12 protein-coding genes and 1 tRNA gene are annotated in these 14064 nt (G+C 75.5%); 2 read left to right on the plus strand and 11 right to left on the minus strand.

Annotated features, from left to right (window positions below):
- Positions 1–207: 207 nt before the first annotated feature.
- The 3 genes from ACI79Y_RS02005 to ACI79Y_RS02015 form a co-directional block, all read right to left on the minus strand.
- Positions 208–1020, minus strand: a complete 813-nt coding sequence (locus tag ACI79Y_RS02005; protein WP_457156882.1) for a Bax inhibitor-1/YccA family protein — start codon at positions 1018–1020, stop codon at positions 208–210.
- Positions 1021–1127: 107 nt separating this feature from the next.
- Positions 1128–1201, minus strand: a tRNA-Leu gene (locus ACI79Y_RS02010).
- Positions 1202–1246: 45 nt separating this feature from the next.
- Positions 1247–2008 (minus strand): uracil-DNA glycosylase, encoded by a 762-nt coding sequence (locus ACI79Y_RS02015; RefSeq protein WP_457156883.1) that lies wholly within the window; start codon positions 2006–2008, stop codon positions 1247–1249.
- Positions 2009–2071: 63 nt separating this feature from the next.
- On the opposite strand from ACI79Y_RS02015, the gene ACI79Y_RS02020 reads away from it, so the two are divergent.
- The gene (locus ACI79Y_RS02020; protein WP_457156884.1) at positions 2072–2386 is read left to right on the plus strand and encodes a DUF4235 domain-containing protein; all 315 of its coding nucleotides are present in this window, start codon (positions 2072–2074) and stop codon (positions 2384–2386) included.
- 87 nt (positions 2387–2473) lie between these two features.
- Here ACI79Y_RS02020 and ACI79Y_RS02025 read toward each other — a convergent pair whose 3' ends face one another.
- The 4 genes from ACI79Y_RS02025 to eno form a co-directional block, all read right to left on the minus strand.
- Positions 2474–3424, minus strand: coding sequence for a Ppx/GppA phosphatase family protein (locus ACI79Y_RS02025; RefSeq protein WP_457156885.1), 951 nt, complete (start codon positions 3422–3424; stop codon positions 2474–2476).
- Positions 3421–3960: a DUF501 domain-containing protein gene (locus tag ACI79Y_RS02030; RefSeq protein WP_457156886.1), complete on the minus strand. Its 540-nt coding sequence runs from the start codon at positions 3958–3960 to the stop codon at positions 3421–3423. Before ACI79Y_RS02030 ends, ACI79Y_RS02025 begins: the two co-directional genes overlap by 4 nt.
- A gap of 108 nt (positions 3961–4068) precedes the next feature.
- A complete protein-coding gene (locus ACI79Y_RS02035) occupies positions 4069–4551 on the minus strand; it encodes an FtsB family cell division protein (RefSeq protein WP_457156887.1) in 483 nt (160 codons plus the stop codon).
- Between the two features lie 73 nt (positions 4552–4624).
- On the minus strand, positions 4625–5905 hold the full coding sequence (gene eno / locus ACI79Y_RS02040) for a phosphopyruvate hydratase (RefSeq protein WP_457156888.1): 1281 nt from the start codon (positions 5903–5905) through the stop codon (positions 4625–4627).
- A 113-nt stretch (positions 5906–6018) separates the two neighbouring features.
- On the opposite strand from eno, the gene ACI79Y_RS02045 reads away from it, so the two are divergent.
- On the plus strand, positions 6019–6984 hold the full coding sequence (locus ACI79Y_RS02045; protein WP_457156889.1) for a hypothetical protein: 966 nt from the start codon (positions 6019–6021) through the stop codon (positions 6982–6984).
- Between the two features lie 25 nt (positions 6985–7009).
- On the opposite strand, the gene ACI79Y_RS02050 is transcribed toward ACI79Y_RS02045, so the two are convergent.
- From ACI79Y_RS02050 to mfd, 4 genes are all read right to left on the minus strand, one after another.
- Positions 7010–8335: a mechanosensitive ion channel family protein gene (locus tag ACI79Y_RS02050; RefSeq protein WP_457156890.1), complete on the minus strand. Its 1326-nt coding sequence runs from the start codon at positions 8333–8335 to the stop codon at positions 7010–7012.
- A 79-nt stretch (positions 8336–8414) separates the two neighbouring features.
- Positions 8415–9356: a MazG family protein gene (locus ACI79Y_RS02055; RefSeq protein ID WP_457156891.1), complete on the minus strand. Its 942-nt coding sequence runs from the start codon at positions 9354–9356 to the stop codon at positions 8415–8417.
- A 4-nt stretch (positions 9357–9360) separates the two neighbouring features.
- Positions 9361–10344 (minus strand): SurA N-terminal domain-containing protein, encoded by a 984-nt coding sequence (locus ACI79Y_RS02060; RefSeq protein ID WP_457156892.1) that lies wholly within the window; start codon positions 10342–10344, stop codon positions 9361–9363.
- A gap of 159 nt (positions 10345–10503) precedes the next feature.
- Positions 10504–14061 (minus strand): transcription-repair coupling factor, encoded by a 3558-nt coding sequence (gene mfd, locus ACI79Y_RS02065; protein WP_457156893.1) that lies wholly within the window; start codon positions 14059–14061, stop codon positions 10504–10506.
- Between the last annotated feature and the right edge of the window lie 3 nt (positions 14062–14064).

The following is a 14064-nucleotide window of genomic DNA, read 5'->3' on the forward strand; positions in this document are numbered from 1 at the left end:
GGGGGGGGCGGGCCGCGGGCGCCCGGGCGGGGGCCGGGGGCCCCGCCCCCCCCCCCCCCCCCCCCCCCCCCCCCCCCCCCCCCCCCCCCCCCCCCCCCCCCCCCCCCCCCCCCCCCCCCCCCCCCCCCCCCCCCACCCCGGACATGACCGTGGCCCGGCCCCCTCGCGGGGGACCGGGCCACGGTGCTGTGCGGTGCTGGAGTCAGCTCACTCGCGGAAGTAGCTGAGCAGACGCAGGATCTCCAGGTACAGCCAGATGACCGTGATCAGCAGGCCGAAGGCGATGTACCAGGCGAACTTCGGCTCCACGCCGCGGCGGATCGCCTCGTCGGCCATGTCGAAGTCGAGCAGCAGCGAGAACGCCGCCACACCGATCACGACCAGGCTGAAGATGATGGCCACCGGGCCACCGTCGCGCAGGCCCAGGCCGCCGGGGGTGAAGAAGCCGGCGACCAGGTTGACGATGATCAGCGCCAGGACGCCGAAGAGCGCGCCGACGATCCAGCGGGTCAGCTTCGGGGTGACCCGGATGGCGCCGGTCTTGTAGGCGAACAGCATCCCGGCGAACACACCGAAGGTGCCGACGAGGGCCTGCGACACGATGCCGCTGTACTGGTCGTTGAAGACCTCGCTGATCGCGCCGAGGGCGACACCGTAGAGCGCACCGTAGGACAGCGTCGCGACCGGGCTGGCGATCTGCTTGAACGCGATGACCAGGCCCAGGACGAGCGCGATGAGGACCGCCGGCAGGACCAGGCCCATGGCCAGCCCGTCGGGGACCATCGTCCACGTGATGGCGGCGGAGATCACCGTCACCAGGAAGCTGACGCCGGTCTTGGTGACGACGTCGTCCATCGTCATGTAGGCGCGGCCGGTGGCCGCGTACGGCGACGGCGCGGAGTAGGGGTCGTGCTGGGTGGGTGCTCCGCCGTAGGTCTGCTGCGGGCCTGCACCCCAGCCGGCGTTCTGGCCGGTACCGGCCGCCGGGAATCCCCGGAAGGCCGGGTTGCTGCTGGGCATCGTCATCTCCTCGAGGTGACTGGTCGGGCCGTGGGGTGCAGCTTCGCACCCCACACTGCCTGTTCCAACGCCATCGGGCGCCGGCTAGTTCCCACCGTGTCGCGGGGTGCCCCCGGTCGGGTTCGAACCGACACTGGGACCCTTTTAAGGGGCCTGCCTCTGCCGATTGGGCTACGGGGGCTCACCTGCTGCGGCTGGGGCGGACCCTAGCCCGCCGGCCGCCCCGTCACCCCGCGGCCAGGCCGGTGGCCCGGGCGAGGACGGCGTCGAGCATCGGCTCGGTGAGCTTGCCGGTGAAGGTGTTCTGCTGGCTGACGTGGTAACTGCCGAGCAGGGTGAGCGGACCGCGCGGGCCGGTGAGCGTGACCTCGGCGCCGTGCCCGAAGGCCGGGCGTGGCCGCGGGACCGCGTACCCGGCCTCGGCGAGCACCGGCCACAGCGCGGTCCAGCCGAAGCCGCCGAGCACCACGACCACCCGCAGCCGGGGCAGCAGCGCCAGCTCGCGGGCCAGCCACGGGGAGCAGGTGTCCCGCTCCTCCGGCGTCGGGGCGTTGGCCGGCGGTGCGCAGCGGACGGCGGCGGCCACCCGCACGTCGGTGAGCTCCAGGCCGTCGTCCCTGGCGACCGAGGTCGGCTGGTTGGCGAGCCCAGCCCGCCAGAGCGCGGCGAAGATCCAGTCACCGCTGCGGTCGCCGGTGAAGACCCGGCCGGTCCGGTTGCCCCCGTGCGCGGCCGGGGCCAGGCCGACGACGGCGATCCGGGCGTCGTCCGGGCCGAGACCGGGGACCGGCCGGCCCCAGTAGTCCTCGTGCCGGAACGACGCCCGTTTGGTGACTGCGACCTCCTCGCGCCAGGCGACCAGCCGGGGGCAGGCCCGGCAGCCGGAGATCCGCTCGTCCAGCACGGCCAGTTCGCGGGTGGCCGCCGCGCCGCGCCGCACCCCCGCGGGGGTGCGGGTCACCGGGTAGCCGTCGAGGTCGCGTGCCACCCGGACAGTCCACCACCGACGCCCGGAGGGGCGGACCACCGGGCCGGGCGGGATGATCCACCCATGGCCAAGAAGCAGAATGCCCCGAAGCCGCCCAAGCCGCCGCTGCTGTACAAGCTCCTCGGCGCGAGCCTGGCCATCCCCGCGGGGATCCTGTCCCGGAAGTTGATCACCGCGGCCTGGAGCAAGACCCGGGGCGGCCCGCCGCCGAAGAACCCGGCCGCACCGGGCGTCAGCTGGGGTGACGCACTGGGCTGGGCCGCGGTCTCCGGGGTGATGGTCGCCCTCGGTCGGCTGCTGGGCAACCGCGGCGCCACGGCCCTCTACCAGAAGCTGACCGGCGAGCTGCCGCCGGGCATCAACGCCGGCAGCGCCTGAGGAAGGACCCCTCTGCCCCCCACGCCTCGCAAACTCGGCGCGGGCCCCTGCGGAGGGGCCTCACCGCTCCTGACGCCGCAGACGGCGTCAGGAGCGCGCGAGGCGGAGGGCGATGCCGTCGAGGATGTCGTGCTCGCTGACGACGACCTCGTCGAAGTCCAGCGCGTCCATGATCACCCGCAGCACCAGTGAACCGGCGCCGATCACGTCCACGCGGCCGGGGTGCATCACCGGGGAGGCCGCCCGGCGTTCCCGGGTGGCCGACAGCAGCCCGGCGGTGACCGAGCGGACGGCGCCGACCGGGATGCGGGACCCGTGGATCGCGTCCGGGTCGTAGCCGGGCAGCTCGAGGGCGAGCGCCGCCACGGTGGTCACCGACCCGGCCAGCCCGACCAGCGTGACCGCCTCCCGCACCGGCACCGACGCCCGCACCAGGTCCAGCGCCGCCCGGACGTCGGCCTCGGCGCCCTGCACCTCGTCGGGCGGGGGCGGGTCACTGTGCAGGTGCCGCTCGGTGAGCCGGACGCAGCCCACGTCCACCGAGCGGGCCGCCCGCACTCCGGCGGCGTCGCCGAGCACGAACTCGGTCGACCCGCCGCCGATGTCGACGACCAGGAACGGCGGGCGGGGCGGGGTCGCCCCGTGCGCGGCCGCGGCGGCGGCCAGCGAGGCGGTGGCACCCAGGTAGGAGAGCTCCGCCTCCTCGACCCCGGGGACGACGTCGGGCAGCTGCCCGAGCGTGGCCAGCACCATCTGCTCGAACTCCGCCCGGTTGGCGGCGTCCCGGGTGGCGCTGGTGGCGACCATCCGCACCCGCTCGGCGCCCAGCTCCCGGGCCTGCGCGGTGTACTCGGCGAGGACCCGGCGGGTGCGCTCGATCGCCTCCGGCGCCAGCCGGCCCGTGGCGTCCACGCCCTGGCCGAGACGGACCACCTCCATCCGCCGCAGCAGATCGGTGTGCGCGCCCTCGGGCGGCACGTCGGCGACCAGCAGCCGGATCGAGTTGGTGCCGCAGTCGATCGCCGCGACGCGGGTCATCGGACGTCCTCCGGGTCGCTGGGGCTGGGCTGGGCGCAGGGACCGGCGGCCCACCACTCCCCCATCTCGGCCACCGCACGGTCGCCGATCGGGTTCACCCCCGGCCCGGCGGCCAGTGCGTGACCGGCCAGGGCGTGCAGGCACTTGACCCGGTCGGGCATCCCGCCGGCGGTGGCCCGGGTGGGCAGCACGTCACGCGCGTCGCGGGTGGCGAGGTAGGACTCGTGTGCGGCCTGGTAGCCGGCGGCCAGCTCCGGGTCGGTGCCCAGCTCGGCCTGCCACTCCTTCATCCGGCCGGCCGACTCCAGCCGGCTCGCAGCGGCGCTGGCCCGCGGGCAGGTCAGGTAGTACAGCGTGGGGAACGGCGTGCCGTCCTCCAGCCGCGGCGAGGTCTCCACCACGTCGGGCTGGCCGCACGGGCAGCGGTGGGCGACGCCGACCAGGGCGCGCGGGGGCCGGCCGAGCTGGCGCGCGACGACCGCGCGGTCCTCGGCCGTCACGGGCGGGGACACCGGTGCCGGCTCAGGTGTGGACACCCCACGAGTCTGCGGCAACGCCTCGACCGTCCCGTCACGACCCCCTCCCGGGCACCACCCTGAGCTTGCGAAGGGTGGGGAGGAGGGGGTCCTTCTGCTGCGGCAGGGCTACCCGCCGGCTGCCGCGGGGTCTCCGTCGGCCGCCGCCACCGAGCCGAGCAGGCCCTCGTACCAGGGCACCGGGTCGTCGGAGCGGGGCGCCTGGGCGGGGGCGTCGGCGGTGTCCCCGGGGTCGCCGGCGTCCCCGACGATCACCAGCCGGTCGCCGGGGAGCACGTAGGTGAGCCGCTCGCGGGCCCGCTGGGCGATGTAGGCGGGATCGGCCTGGCGGTCGAGCTGGGCCTGCAGCTGCTCGGCGCGGGCGGTGAGCGCGTCGCGCTCGGCCGCCAGCTCGGCCAGCTCCTGACGGCCGGCCACGTACTGGCGCAGCGGCCCGGCCAGGGTGAGCGCGAGCAGCAGCACGAGCGCGCCGAGCAGCACGGCCCGACCGGTGACCCGGGGGCCACGGCGCGAGGTGGCGGCGCGGGCCGGGCTGCGCGTGGTGCGCCGTCCGGGCCGGCTGCCGCCGCTGCTGCGCGCAGCCGCCCGCACCGGCCGCGAAGAGGCCCGGCGGCGAACGCCACCGGGCCGACCGCGGCGGGTGCGGGCGGTGCTCACGGCGTCGTCAGCCGCGGGCCAGCCGCGGGAAGGCGGCGGCGCCGGCGTACCGGGCGGCGTCGTCCAGCTCCTCCTCGATGCGGAGCAGCTGGTTGTACTTGGCCACGCGCTCGCTGCGGGCCGGGGCACCGGTCTTGATCTGCCCGCAGTCGGTGGCGACGGCGAGGTCGGCAATCGTGGTGTCCTCGGTCTCGCCGGAGCGGTGGCTCATCATCGAGCGGTAGCCGTTGCGGTGGGCGAGGTTGACCGCGTCGAGGGTCTCGGTCAGCGTGCCGATCTGGTTGACCTTGACCAGCAGGGCGTTCGCCGCGCCCTTCTCGATGCCGTCGGCCAGGCGCGCGGGGTTGGTGACGAACAGGTCGTCACCGACGATCTGCACGCGGTCGCCGAGGGCCTCGGTCATGGCCACCCAGCCGGCCCAGTCCTCCTCGGACAGCGGGTCCTCGATCGAGACGACCGGGTAGGCGTCGACCAGGCCGCGGTAGTACTCGACGAGTTGGTCGGCCGAGAGGGTCTTGCCCTCGAAGGCGTACCCGGCGTCGCTGTGGAACTCGGTCGCGGCCACGTCCAGGGCGAAGGCGACGTCGGTGCCGACGGTGTAGCCGGCCTTCTCCACCGCCTCGGCGATCAGGTCCAGGGCGTCCCGGTTGCTCGGCAGGTCGGGGGCGAAGCCGCCCTCGTCGCCCAGCCCGGTGGCCAGGCCGCGCTTCTTCAGCACGGACTTCAGCGCGTGGTAGGTCTCGGTGCCGACCGACAGCGCCTCGGCGAAGGTCGCCGCGCCCACGGGTGCGATCATGAACTCCTGGACGTCGACGTTGCTGTCGGCGTGGGCGCCACCGTTGAGGATGTTCATCATCGGCACCGGCAGCAGGTGCGCCGAGGGGCCGCCGACGTAGCGGAACAGCGGCAGCCCGGCGGACTCGGCCGCGGCCTTGGCGACCGCGAGGCTCACGCCGAGGATGGCGTTGGCGCCCAGCCGCTCCTTGTTGGGGGTGCCGTCGAGGTCGAGCAGGCGCTGATCGACCAGCCGCTGCTCGGCGGCGTCGTAGCCGACGAGCTCGGGGCCGATGACGTCGAGCACGTTGTCGACGGCCTTGGTCACGCCCTTGCCGTTGTAGCGGTCGCCCCCGTCGCGGAGCTCCACCGCCTCGAATGCGCCGGTGGAGGCGCCGCTCGGGACCGCGGCACGGGTGATCGTGCCGTCGTCGAGGGCGACCTCGACCTCCACGGTCGGGTTACCGCGCGAGTCGAGGATCTCCCGCGCGCCTACTGCGTCGATGCTGGCCACGTGCAGCAGCCTAGCCAGCCGCTCCGGCGGAGGTGCACACCCGCGCCGCAGTGACCGGGGCCGGGCCGGGGATCGGCGCCGGACGCGCGCCGACGCCTGGGAGCATGACGCCGATGAGCGCTCCCCCGACGCCGCGTCCGCACCGGCGGGCCGGCCGCCAGCTGCTGCTGGGCCTGGTGCCGGTGCTCCTCGTCGGGGCCGCGGCGCTGGTGCTGCTGACGCTGCGGCTGACCGAGCTGCGGGCGCCGCTGGCTGCCGCCGACACGACGGCGGTCGCCACGGTCACCGGCGTCGGTGCGCCGCCCGAGGGGCGGGGCCTCGTACTGCGCTTCCCCGGCCCCGGAGGCACGGAGCTGACCGGCCGGCTGGAGCTGCCCGAGCCGCAGGACGTGCCGGTGGGCGCCCAGGTCACCGTCCGGTACGACGCGGGTGCCCTGGTGGACGGCGGTCCGGTGCCGGTGCACGCCGACGGCGACGCCGCCTCCGCCGCGCTGGCCGACGTGGTCTTCGGGCTGGTCGTGGTCGCCGTCGTGGTCCTGGTCGTCACCGTGCTGACCGCCGGCCGGCTGCTCGGCCGGCCCCGGTTGCGCCGCCGCCCGGCCACCCGGGTGACCGCCGCGCACCTGGTGCTGCGGCAGGGCCTGCTCGTGCGCAGCTGGCTGGAGCTGTCCACGGCCGCCGGGCTGCGCTGGCTGCCGGTGCACTGGGCCCCGGAGCTGGACCGGCTGGTCCCCGACACCCCCGTCGAGGTGCGCGGCGACCCGGCCCGCGACCGGCTGGTGCTGCCGGTCCTCGACGGCACGGAGCTGTGGCCCTCGGGGCGGCTGCGCCGCCGGTCGCCGCGCGGTGAGCTGCGCCCGGCCCCCGTCGACCCGGCGGCCGGCGACGTCGGCCTGCTCCGGCAGGCGCGGGCCGACGCCGCGCTGCCCTTCGGGGCCCCCGGCGTGGGCCTGCTGTGGGCCTACGTGATGGGCAGCGGCGTCGAGGGCTTCGTGCTGGCGACGGCGGTCTCGGCGGCCGTGCTGTTCTGGCTCCCCCAGCTGCTCGGCTCGGACCCGCGCGCCACCCGGGCCGGCTGAGCCGACCGCTGGGCCCCGGGCCCGGTCACTCCTCGGTCGGCCGCCGCTCGGTGTCCTCGCGGGCCCGCTCGGCCAGCTCCTCCTCGCTCGGCCCGGTGAACGCCCGGGAGCGCTCGAGGGCCTCGACGCTGCCGGTGAACAGCCCGGTCTGCGGCCCCGGCGCGGGCGGGGGGCGCTCGCCGTCGTCGACCGGGAGCGGGACCGGCCTGGGGGTCGGCCGGGTCGGGGTCTGCCCGGGCGCCGCGGGCGGGCGGGCGGCCGGCGCCGGGGTCGGCGGGCCGGCGACACCCTCGTAGCGCACCCGGGGCAGGCCGTCGGGGTGCTCGCGCTGCAGCCAGCCGACCAGCCCCTCGCGCACGTGGCAGCGCAGGTCGAACAGGGTGGGGCCGTCCTTGGCGCTGACCAGCACCCGCACCCGCACGACCGACCCGACGGCGTCGGTCACCTGCAGCACCTGCACCCGGCCGTCCCACAGCTCGTTGCCCTCGACCAGCCGGACCAGCTCGGTGCGCATCTCCTCGAACGGCACGGTCCAGTCGACGTCGAGTTCCACCGAGCCCAGGACGGCGGACTCCTTGCGGGTCCAGTTCTGGAACGGGGTGGTGGTGAAGTAGGTGGAGGGCAGCACCAGCCGCCGGTCGTCCCAGATGTGCACCACGACGTAGGTCAGCGTGATCTCCTCGATCCGGCCCCACTCGTCCTCGATGACGACCACGTCGTCGACCCGGATGGCGTCGGTGAAGGCCAGTTGCATCCCGGCGAAGACGTTGGCCAGCGAGGTCTGCGCGGCCAGACCCGCGACGACGGACAGCAGACCGGCGCTGGCCAGGATGCTGGTCCCGGCCGCCCGGGCCGCGGGGAAGGTCAGCAGCATCCCGGCGACCGCGAGGACGGCGATCACCGCGACGGTGAGCCGGCGGACCAGGGTCACCTGGGTGCGCACCCGGCGGGCGTGCCGGTTGTCCACGACGTCGACGTCGTAGCGGGCGAGCGCCAGGTCCTCGAGCACGAAGGCGCCGGCGGCGACCAGCCAGGCGGCCACGCCGATCAGCGCGAGGCCGAGCACCCGCACGACGACGTCCCGCCAGTCGCCCACCCCGGGCGCCGCGTCGAGCACGATGGTGACCGCGAGCAGCACGCAGAACAGCCGGAACGGCCGTCGGCCGCGGCGGGACAGGTCGGCCAGCGCCGGCGAGCGGCGGGCGAAGCGCGTGATCACCACCCCGACGACGAGGGCGATCAGCCAGGCGACCAGGGCGGCGCCGGCGACGACGACGAGCAGCAGCCAGGTGCTGGTCGGCAGCGCCTCGGTCACCGTGCCGTCGTCGGCGGCGAGCAGTGTCGTGGGCACGCGGGGCGGCTCCTTCGCGGAAGTGGACTCGGCCGGCCCTCCACGCTAGGGCGTCCCGCCCCCGGCGCGCCCCGTGTTCTCACCCCCCTGGGTGCTCCGCCGCCCGGACGGCCGCGGCGTCCAGCTCGTCGGCGTACCGGCGGACGGCGGCGCGCAGCGCGTCCTCGGCGTCCCAGCCACGCCGTCGGGCGGCGACCACCAGCCCCAGCAGCAGGGCGCCGAGCTCCTCGGCGTCCCGGGCGGCCAGCTCCCCGGCCGGCGGGGTGGGCAGCCCGGCCCGCTCGGCCCGCCCGGCCAGCGCCGCGCCCCAGGAGGTCGCCGGCTGCGAGCGGGAGACGCCCTCGGTGGGTGAGCGCCGCTGCTTCTCGGCCTTCTTGATCTCGTCCCACCCGGCCTCGACCTGCGCCACGTCCCGGGGGCCCGCGTCGGCGAAGACGTGCGGGTGCCGGCGCACCAGCTTGTCGACCAGCTCGGCGGCGACGTCGTCGACGTCGAAGCGTCGCTCCCCGGGTGCCTCGGCGGCCACCCGGGCGTGGAAGGCCACCTGGAGCAGCACGTCGCCGAGCTCCTCGCGCATGGCGACCGGGTCCTCGTCGACGATCGCGTCGTAGGCCTCGTGCGCCTCCTCCAGCAGGTAGCCGCGCAGCGAGGCGTGGGTCTGCTCGGCGTCCCACGGGCAGCCGCCGGGCGAGCGCAGCCGGTCCATCACGGCGACGACGTCCAGCAGCCGCGCGCCGGACGGCTCGGGCGCACCGGCGACCCGCGGCACGACCTCCCAGCCGGCGGCCTCCTCCGGGGTGGCCAGCAGGACGGTGTCCGGCACCGGGGCGGCCGCGCTCGCCGCCTCGGCCGGGTCGGCGACGTCGGTGACCGGCGCGCCCTCCGCGCGCAGCGCCGCGGCGGTGCCCGCCGCCCCGGGCAGGGCGAGGACGAGCGGTGCGGAGGTGACCGCCCGCCAGCCGGCGGGGGCGAGCAGTCCGGGCAGGCGGGGGCTGACGGTGACCAGCAGGGCGATCGGCACCCGCTCAGTCTCCGGCAGCCACCGCCGCGCCGTCGTCCGGGAGCTGGACGACGCCGTCGGGAAGGGTGACCACGCGGGCGTCCTCGAGCACGCCGTAGCGGGGGTTGACCACCGGGTCCAGGTCGTCGCGCACCTCGGCGACCAGCGCGGCGCCGACCTCGCCGGCCTCCTGCGCCGCCTGCGCGGCCAGCTGGTCGCGGACCTCGGCGAAGGTCGGTTCCGTGCGGGCGGCGACGAACCCGACGACCACCCCGCCGGACCCCGGGAGCGGCAGCGCGAAGCCCTGCCCGGCCGGTGTCCCGGCGAACGCCTCGGCCAGTGGCCCGGCCAGCTGGTCGGGGCTGGTGGTCTGGACCTGCGGCAGCGTGGCCTGGCCGGGGAACTCCGCGGCCACCGCCGGGTAGCCGGCCGGGTCGGCGACCAGCCGCGCGAGCACCTCGTCGGCGGTGGCCTGGTCGGGCACGGTGACGAAGCCGACGGCCACCTGCTCCAGCTGGGGGCGCAGCTGCTCGTAGCGGGCCCGCAGCGCGGCCTCGGAGAGGTCGACCCGCCCCGCGGCCTCCGCCAGCCGTGGGCGCAGCAGCTCCTGGCGCACGCTCTGGAACACGTCCTCGGGGGTCGCGCCCTGCTGCTCGGCGACCTGCGCGTAGACGGCCTCAGGTGGGACGGGGCCCAGCAGCTCGGCGATCCGCTCGCGCACCTCGGCGTCGGCGACCTCGACGCCCAGCCGGCGGGCCGCCTCGTCGTGCACCTGCTCGTCGATGCGCAGGGACAACACCTGCCGCGCGTAGTCCGCCCGCTCCCCCGCGGCGTACTCGGCGACCCCCGGGTCGGCCAGCCGCTCGTCGACGGCGTCGTCCAGCTCGGCGACGCCGATCCGGCTCTCACCGACGTAGGCGGCGACCGTGGGTGAGGTGCGGCAGCCGGCCAGCGGGGCGACCGCGACCAGCCCGGCGGCGAGCGCGGCCAGGGCTCTGCGGGGCGTCACGGGCGGCAGCGTCCCACAGTGGTGTGACCTGCGTCGCCCTCCGCGCGGGTGTGGCCCACGATCAGCTCAGCTCAGCTGCGGTGCTCCTGGCTCACGCTGGGAGGTGAGCCAGGAGCACGCACGATCAGCTGACCTGATCCCGGGGGGACGGCCGAGGGGTCAGGAGGCGGCGACGGCGACCGGCTGCTCCAGCACCGCCGACAGCAGCGCGTGCAGCTTCTCCAGCAGCGCCACGTCGCGCAGCGGGGTGCGCCGGTCGGGGCCCACCGGCACCTTGATCGACACGGTGCGGACCGCCTCCTTGTAGGTGGCCCCCTCGGCGAGGCGGGACAGCTTCATCACCTGCGACTCCCGCAGGTCGACCGGGCCGACCCGCACGGTCTTGCCCTGCATCGACACCTCGGTGACGCCCAGCCGGCGCATGGCGGCGCGGAACCGGGCCACCGCGAGCAGGTTGAGCACCGGGGCCGGTGCCGCGCCGTACCGGTCGGTGAGCTCGTCGAGCACGGCCTGCGCCTGGTCGTCGTCCTGCACGCTCGCGACCTTGCGGTAGGCCTCCATCCGCAGCCGCTCCCCCGGCACGTAGTCGTGCGGCAGGTGGGCGTCGACCGGCAGGTCGACGCGGACCTCCGCCGGCTCCACCGGCGGCGCCTCCCCGGTCGCCTGCGCCCGGTAGTCGGTGACCGCCTCGCCGACCAGCCGGACGTACAGGTCGAAGCCGACCCCGGCGATGTGCCCGGACTGCTCCCCGCCGAGCAGGTTGCCCGAGCCGCGGATCTCCAGGTCCTTCATCGCCACCGCCATGCCGGCGCCGAGATCGGTGTTGTGCGCGATCGTGGTCAGCCGGTCGACCGAGGTCTCGGTCAGCGGGCGCGACGGGTCGTAGGTGAAGTAGGCGTAGGCCCGCTCCCGGCCCCGACCCACCCGGCCGCGGATCTGGTGCAGCTGGGAGAGGCCGAAGGTGTCGGCCCGGTCGACGATCAGGGTGTTGGCGTTGGGGATGTCCAGGCCGGACTCGACGATCGTGGTGGCGACCAGGACGTCGTACTCCTTCTCCCAGAAGCCGACCATGATCTTCTCGAGCTCGTGCTCCTTCATCTGCCCGTGGCCGACCGCCACCCGGGCCTCGGGCACCAGCGTGCGGATCTTCGCCGCCGCCTTGTCGATCGACTGCACCCGGTTGTGGATCACGAAGACCTGGCCGTCGCGGAGCAGCTCCCGGCGGATCGCCGCGGCCATCTGCTTGTCGTCCCAGGCGCCCACGTAGGTCAGCACCGGGTGCCGCTCCTCCGGCGGGGTGAGGATCGTCGACATCTCCCGGATGCCGGTCAGCGACATCTCCAGCGTGCGCGGGATCGGCGTCGCGGACATCGACAGCACGTCGACCGCCGTCCGCATCGTCTTCAGGTACTCCTTGTGCTCGACGCCGAAGCGCTGCTCCTCGTCGACGATCACCAGCCCGAGTTCCTTGAACCGGGTGGTGGGCTGCAGCAGCCGGTGGGTGCCGACCAGCACGTCGATCTCCCCGTCGGCCAGCTTGCGCAGCGTCTCGTTCGACTCCGCCGTCGACTGGAACCGGGAGAGGACGGCGACGGTCACCGGGAACTGGGCGAACCGCTCGGCGAAGGTCTTGTAGTGCTGGTTGGCCAGCAGCGTGGTCGGCACCAGGACGGCGACCTGCTTGCCGTCCTGCACCGCCTTGAACGCGGCCCGGACGGCGATCTCGGTCTTCCCGTAGCCGACGTCACCGCAGATGATCCGGTCCATCGGGACCGGGTTCATCATGTCCGACTTGACCTCGTCGATGGCGGCGAGCTGGTCGGGGGTCTCCTGGAACGGGAAGGCGTCCTCCAACTCCCGCTGCCAGACGGTGTCCGGGCCGTAGGCGTGGCCCTTGGTCGCCATCCGGGCGGAGTAGAGCCGGATCAACTCCGCGGCGATCTGCTTGACCGCCTTGCGCGCCTGGTTCTTGGTCTTGGTCCAGTCGGCGCCGCCCAGCTTGGACAGCGCCGGGGCCTCCCCGCCGACGTAGCGGGTGAGCTGGTCCAGGGAGTCGGTGGGCACGAACAGCCGGTCCGGCGGCTGGTTCCGCTTGCCCGGCGCGTACTCGACGATCAGGTAGTCGCGCTGCCCGCCGTGCACGGTGCGGCTGACCATCTCCACGTACCGGCCGATGCCGTGCTGCTCGTGCACCACCAGGTCGCCGGGCTGCAGCTGCACCAGGTCGACGGCGTTGCGCCGCCGGGCCGGCATCTTGGTCGCGTCCCTCATCGACGTGCCGCGCTGACCGGTCAGGTCGCCCTCGGTGACCAGCGCCAGCCCGACACCGGGGAAGGCGAAGCCGGCCTCCAGGTTGCCCTGGGTGACGAAGGGCGCGCCCGCCTCGGGGGCGGTCTCGATGCCCGGCACCAGCCGGGCGCCCAGGTCGGCCTCGGTGAGCTGGTCCGCGGCGCGCTGCGCGGGGCCCGGACCGGCGAAGGTGAGCACGGTGCGCCAGCCGTCACGGCCCCAGCGGCGGAACTGGTCGAAGGCCCGCTCCTGGTCGCCGTGGAACCGCTCGACACCGGTGGCGTCCAGCGTCACCTGCGCGGCGTCGTCGTCCGGCTGCAGGGTGAACACGCCCGTCGTCCACCAGGGCAGCCCCCGGCCGCGGGCGGCGTCGGCGACGTCCTCCAGGTCCCGGAAGGACGACGCCCCCAGGTCGATCGGCGCCTGCCCGGCCTCGGCCGCGGTCTGCCAGGACGCGGCGAGGAACTCCTCCGCGGTGCGCACCAGGTCCGCTGAGCGGCTGCGGACCCGCTCGGGGTCGAGGACCAGCACGTGCGTGCCCGGCGCGACCAGGTCGGTGAGCAGCTCCATCCGGGAGCCGCCGATCAGCGCCGGGGTGAGCGACTCCATGCCCTCCACGGCGATGCCCTCGGCCAGCTTGCCGGCCACCTCGGCCAGCTCCGGGTGGTCGAGGGCCAGCTGGGCCGCGCGGGCCCGGACGTCGGCGGTGAGCAGCAGCTCGCGGCACGGCGGGGCCCACAGCCGGTCGGGCCGCTCGTCCAGCGAGCGCTGGTCGGCGGCGGAGAAGTAGCGCAGCTCGTCGACCTCGTCGCCCCAGAACTCCACCCGCACGGGGTGCGGCTCGGTGGGCGGGAAGACGTCGAGCAGGCCACCGCGGACGGCGAACTCGCCGCGCTTCTCCACCAGCTCGACCCGGGTGTAGGCGGCGTCGGCCAGCGCCCGGGCGACGTCGTCCAGCTCGGCGCTCCGGCCCGGGGCCAGCTCGACCGGCACCAGGTCACCCAGGCCGGGGGCCAGCGGCTGCAGCACGCTGCGCACCGGGGCGACGAGCACGTCGATCGTGCCGTTCTCCCGGGGGTGGGTCAGGTCCCGCAGCACCGCGAGGCGCCGGCCGACCGTGTCCGCGCGGGGGCTGAGCCGCTCGTGCGGCAGCGTCTCCCAGGCGGGGAAGACCTCGATCCGGCGGTCGGGCACGAAGCAGCGGAGCACCGCCGCGACGGCGTCCGCGTCGCGCTCCCCCGCGGTGACCACGAGCACCGGCACCCCGGCACCCGGCCGGTCCGCGGCGAGTGCGGCGACGACCAGCGGCTGCACCGCCGGCGGAGCGGTGACCGCCAGCTCGGCGGAGCCGGCCCGGCTCACCACCGAGGACAGTCCGGCGTCGGTCAGGACGACGTCGAGCACGCCGCGCAAGCTCACGGGGGTCACTCC

It is taken from the genome of Modestobacter sp. SYSU DS0875 (genome assembly GCF_054050915.1).

What these genes read in the sequence shown, in the direction of transcription:
- ACI79Y_RS02005 (WP_457156882.1), bottom strand. Translation starts at nt 1,020, where the DNA reads ATGCCCAGCAGCAACCCGGCCTTCCGGGGATTCCCGGCGGCCGGTACC.
- ACI79Y_RS02020 (WP_457156884.1), top strand. Translation starts at nt 2,072, where the DNA reads ATGGCCAAGAAGCAGAATGCCCCGAAGCCGCCCAAGCCGCCGCTGCTG.
- ACI79Y_RS02025 (WP_457156885.1), bottom strand. Translation starts at nt 3,424, where the DNA reads ATGACCCGCGTCGCGGCGATCGACTGCGGCACCAACTCGATCCGGCTG.
- ACI79Y_RS02045 (WP_457156889.1), top strand. Translation starts at nt 6,019, where the DNA reads ATGAGCGCTCCCCCGACGCCGCGTCCGCACCGGCGGGCCGGCCGCCAG.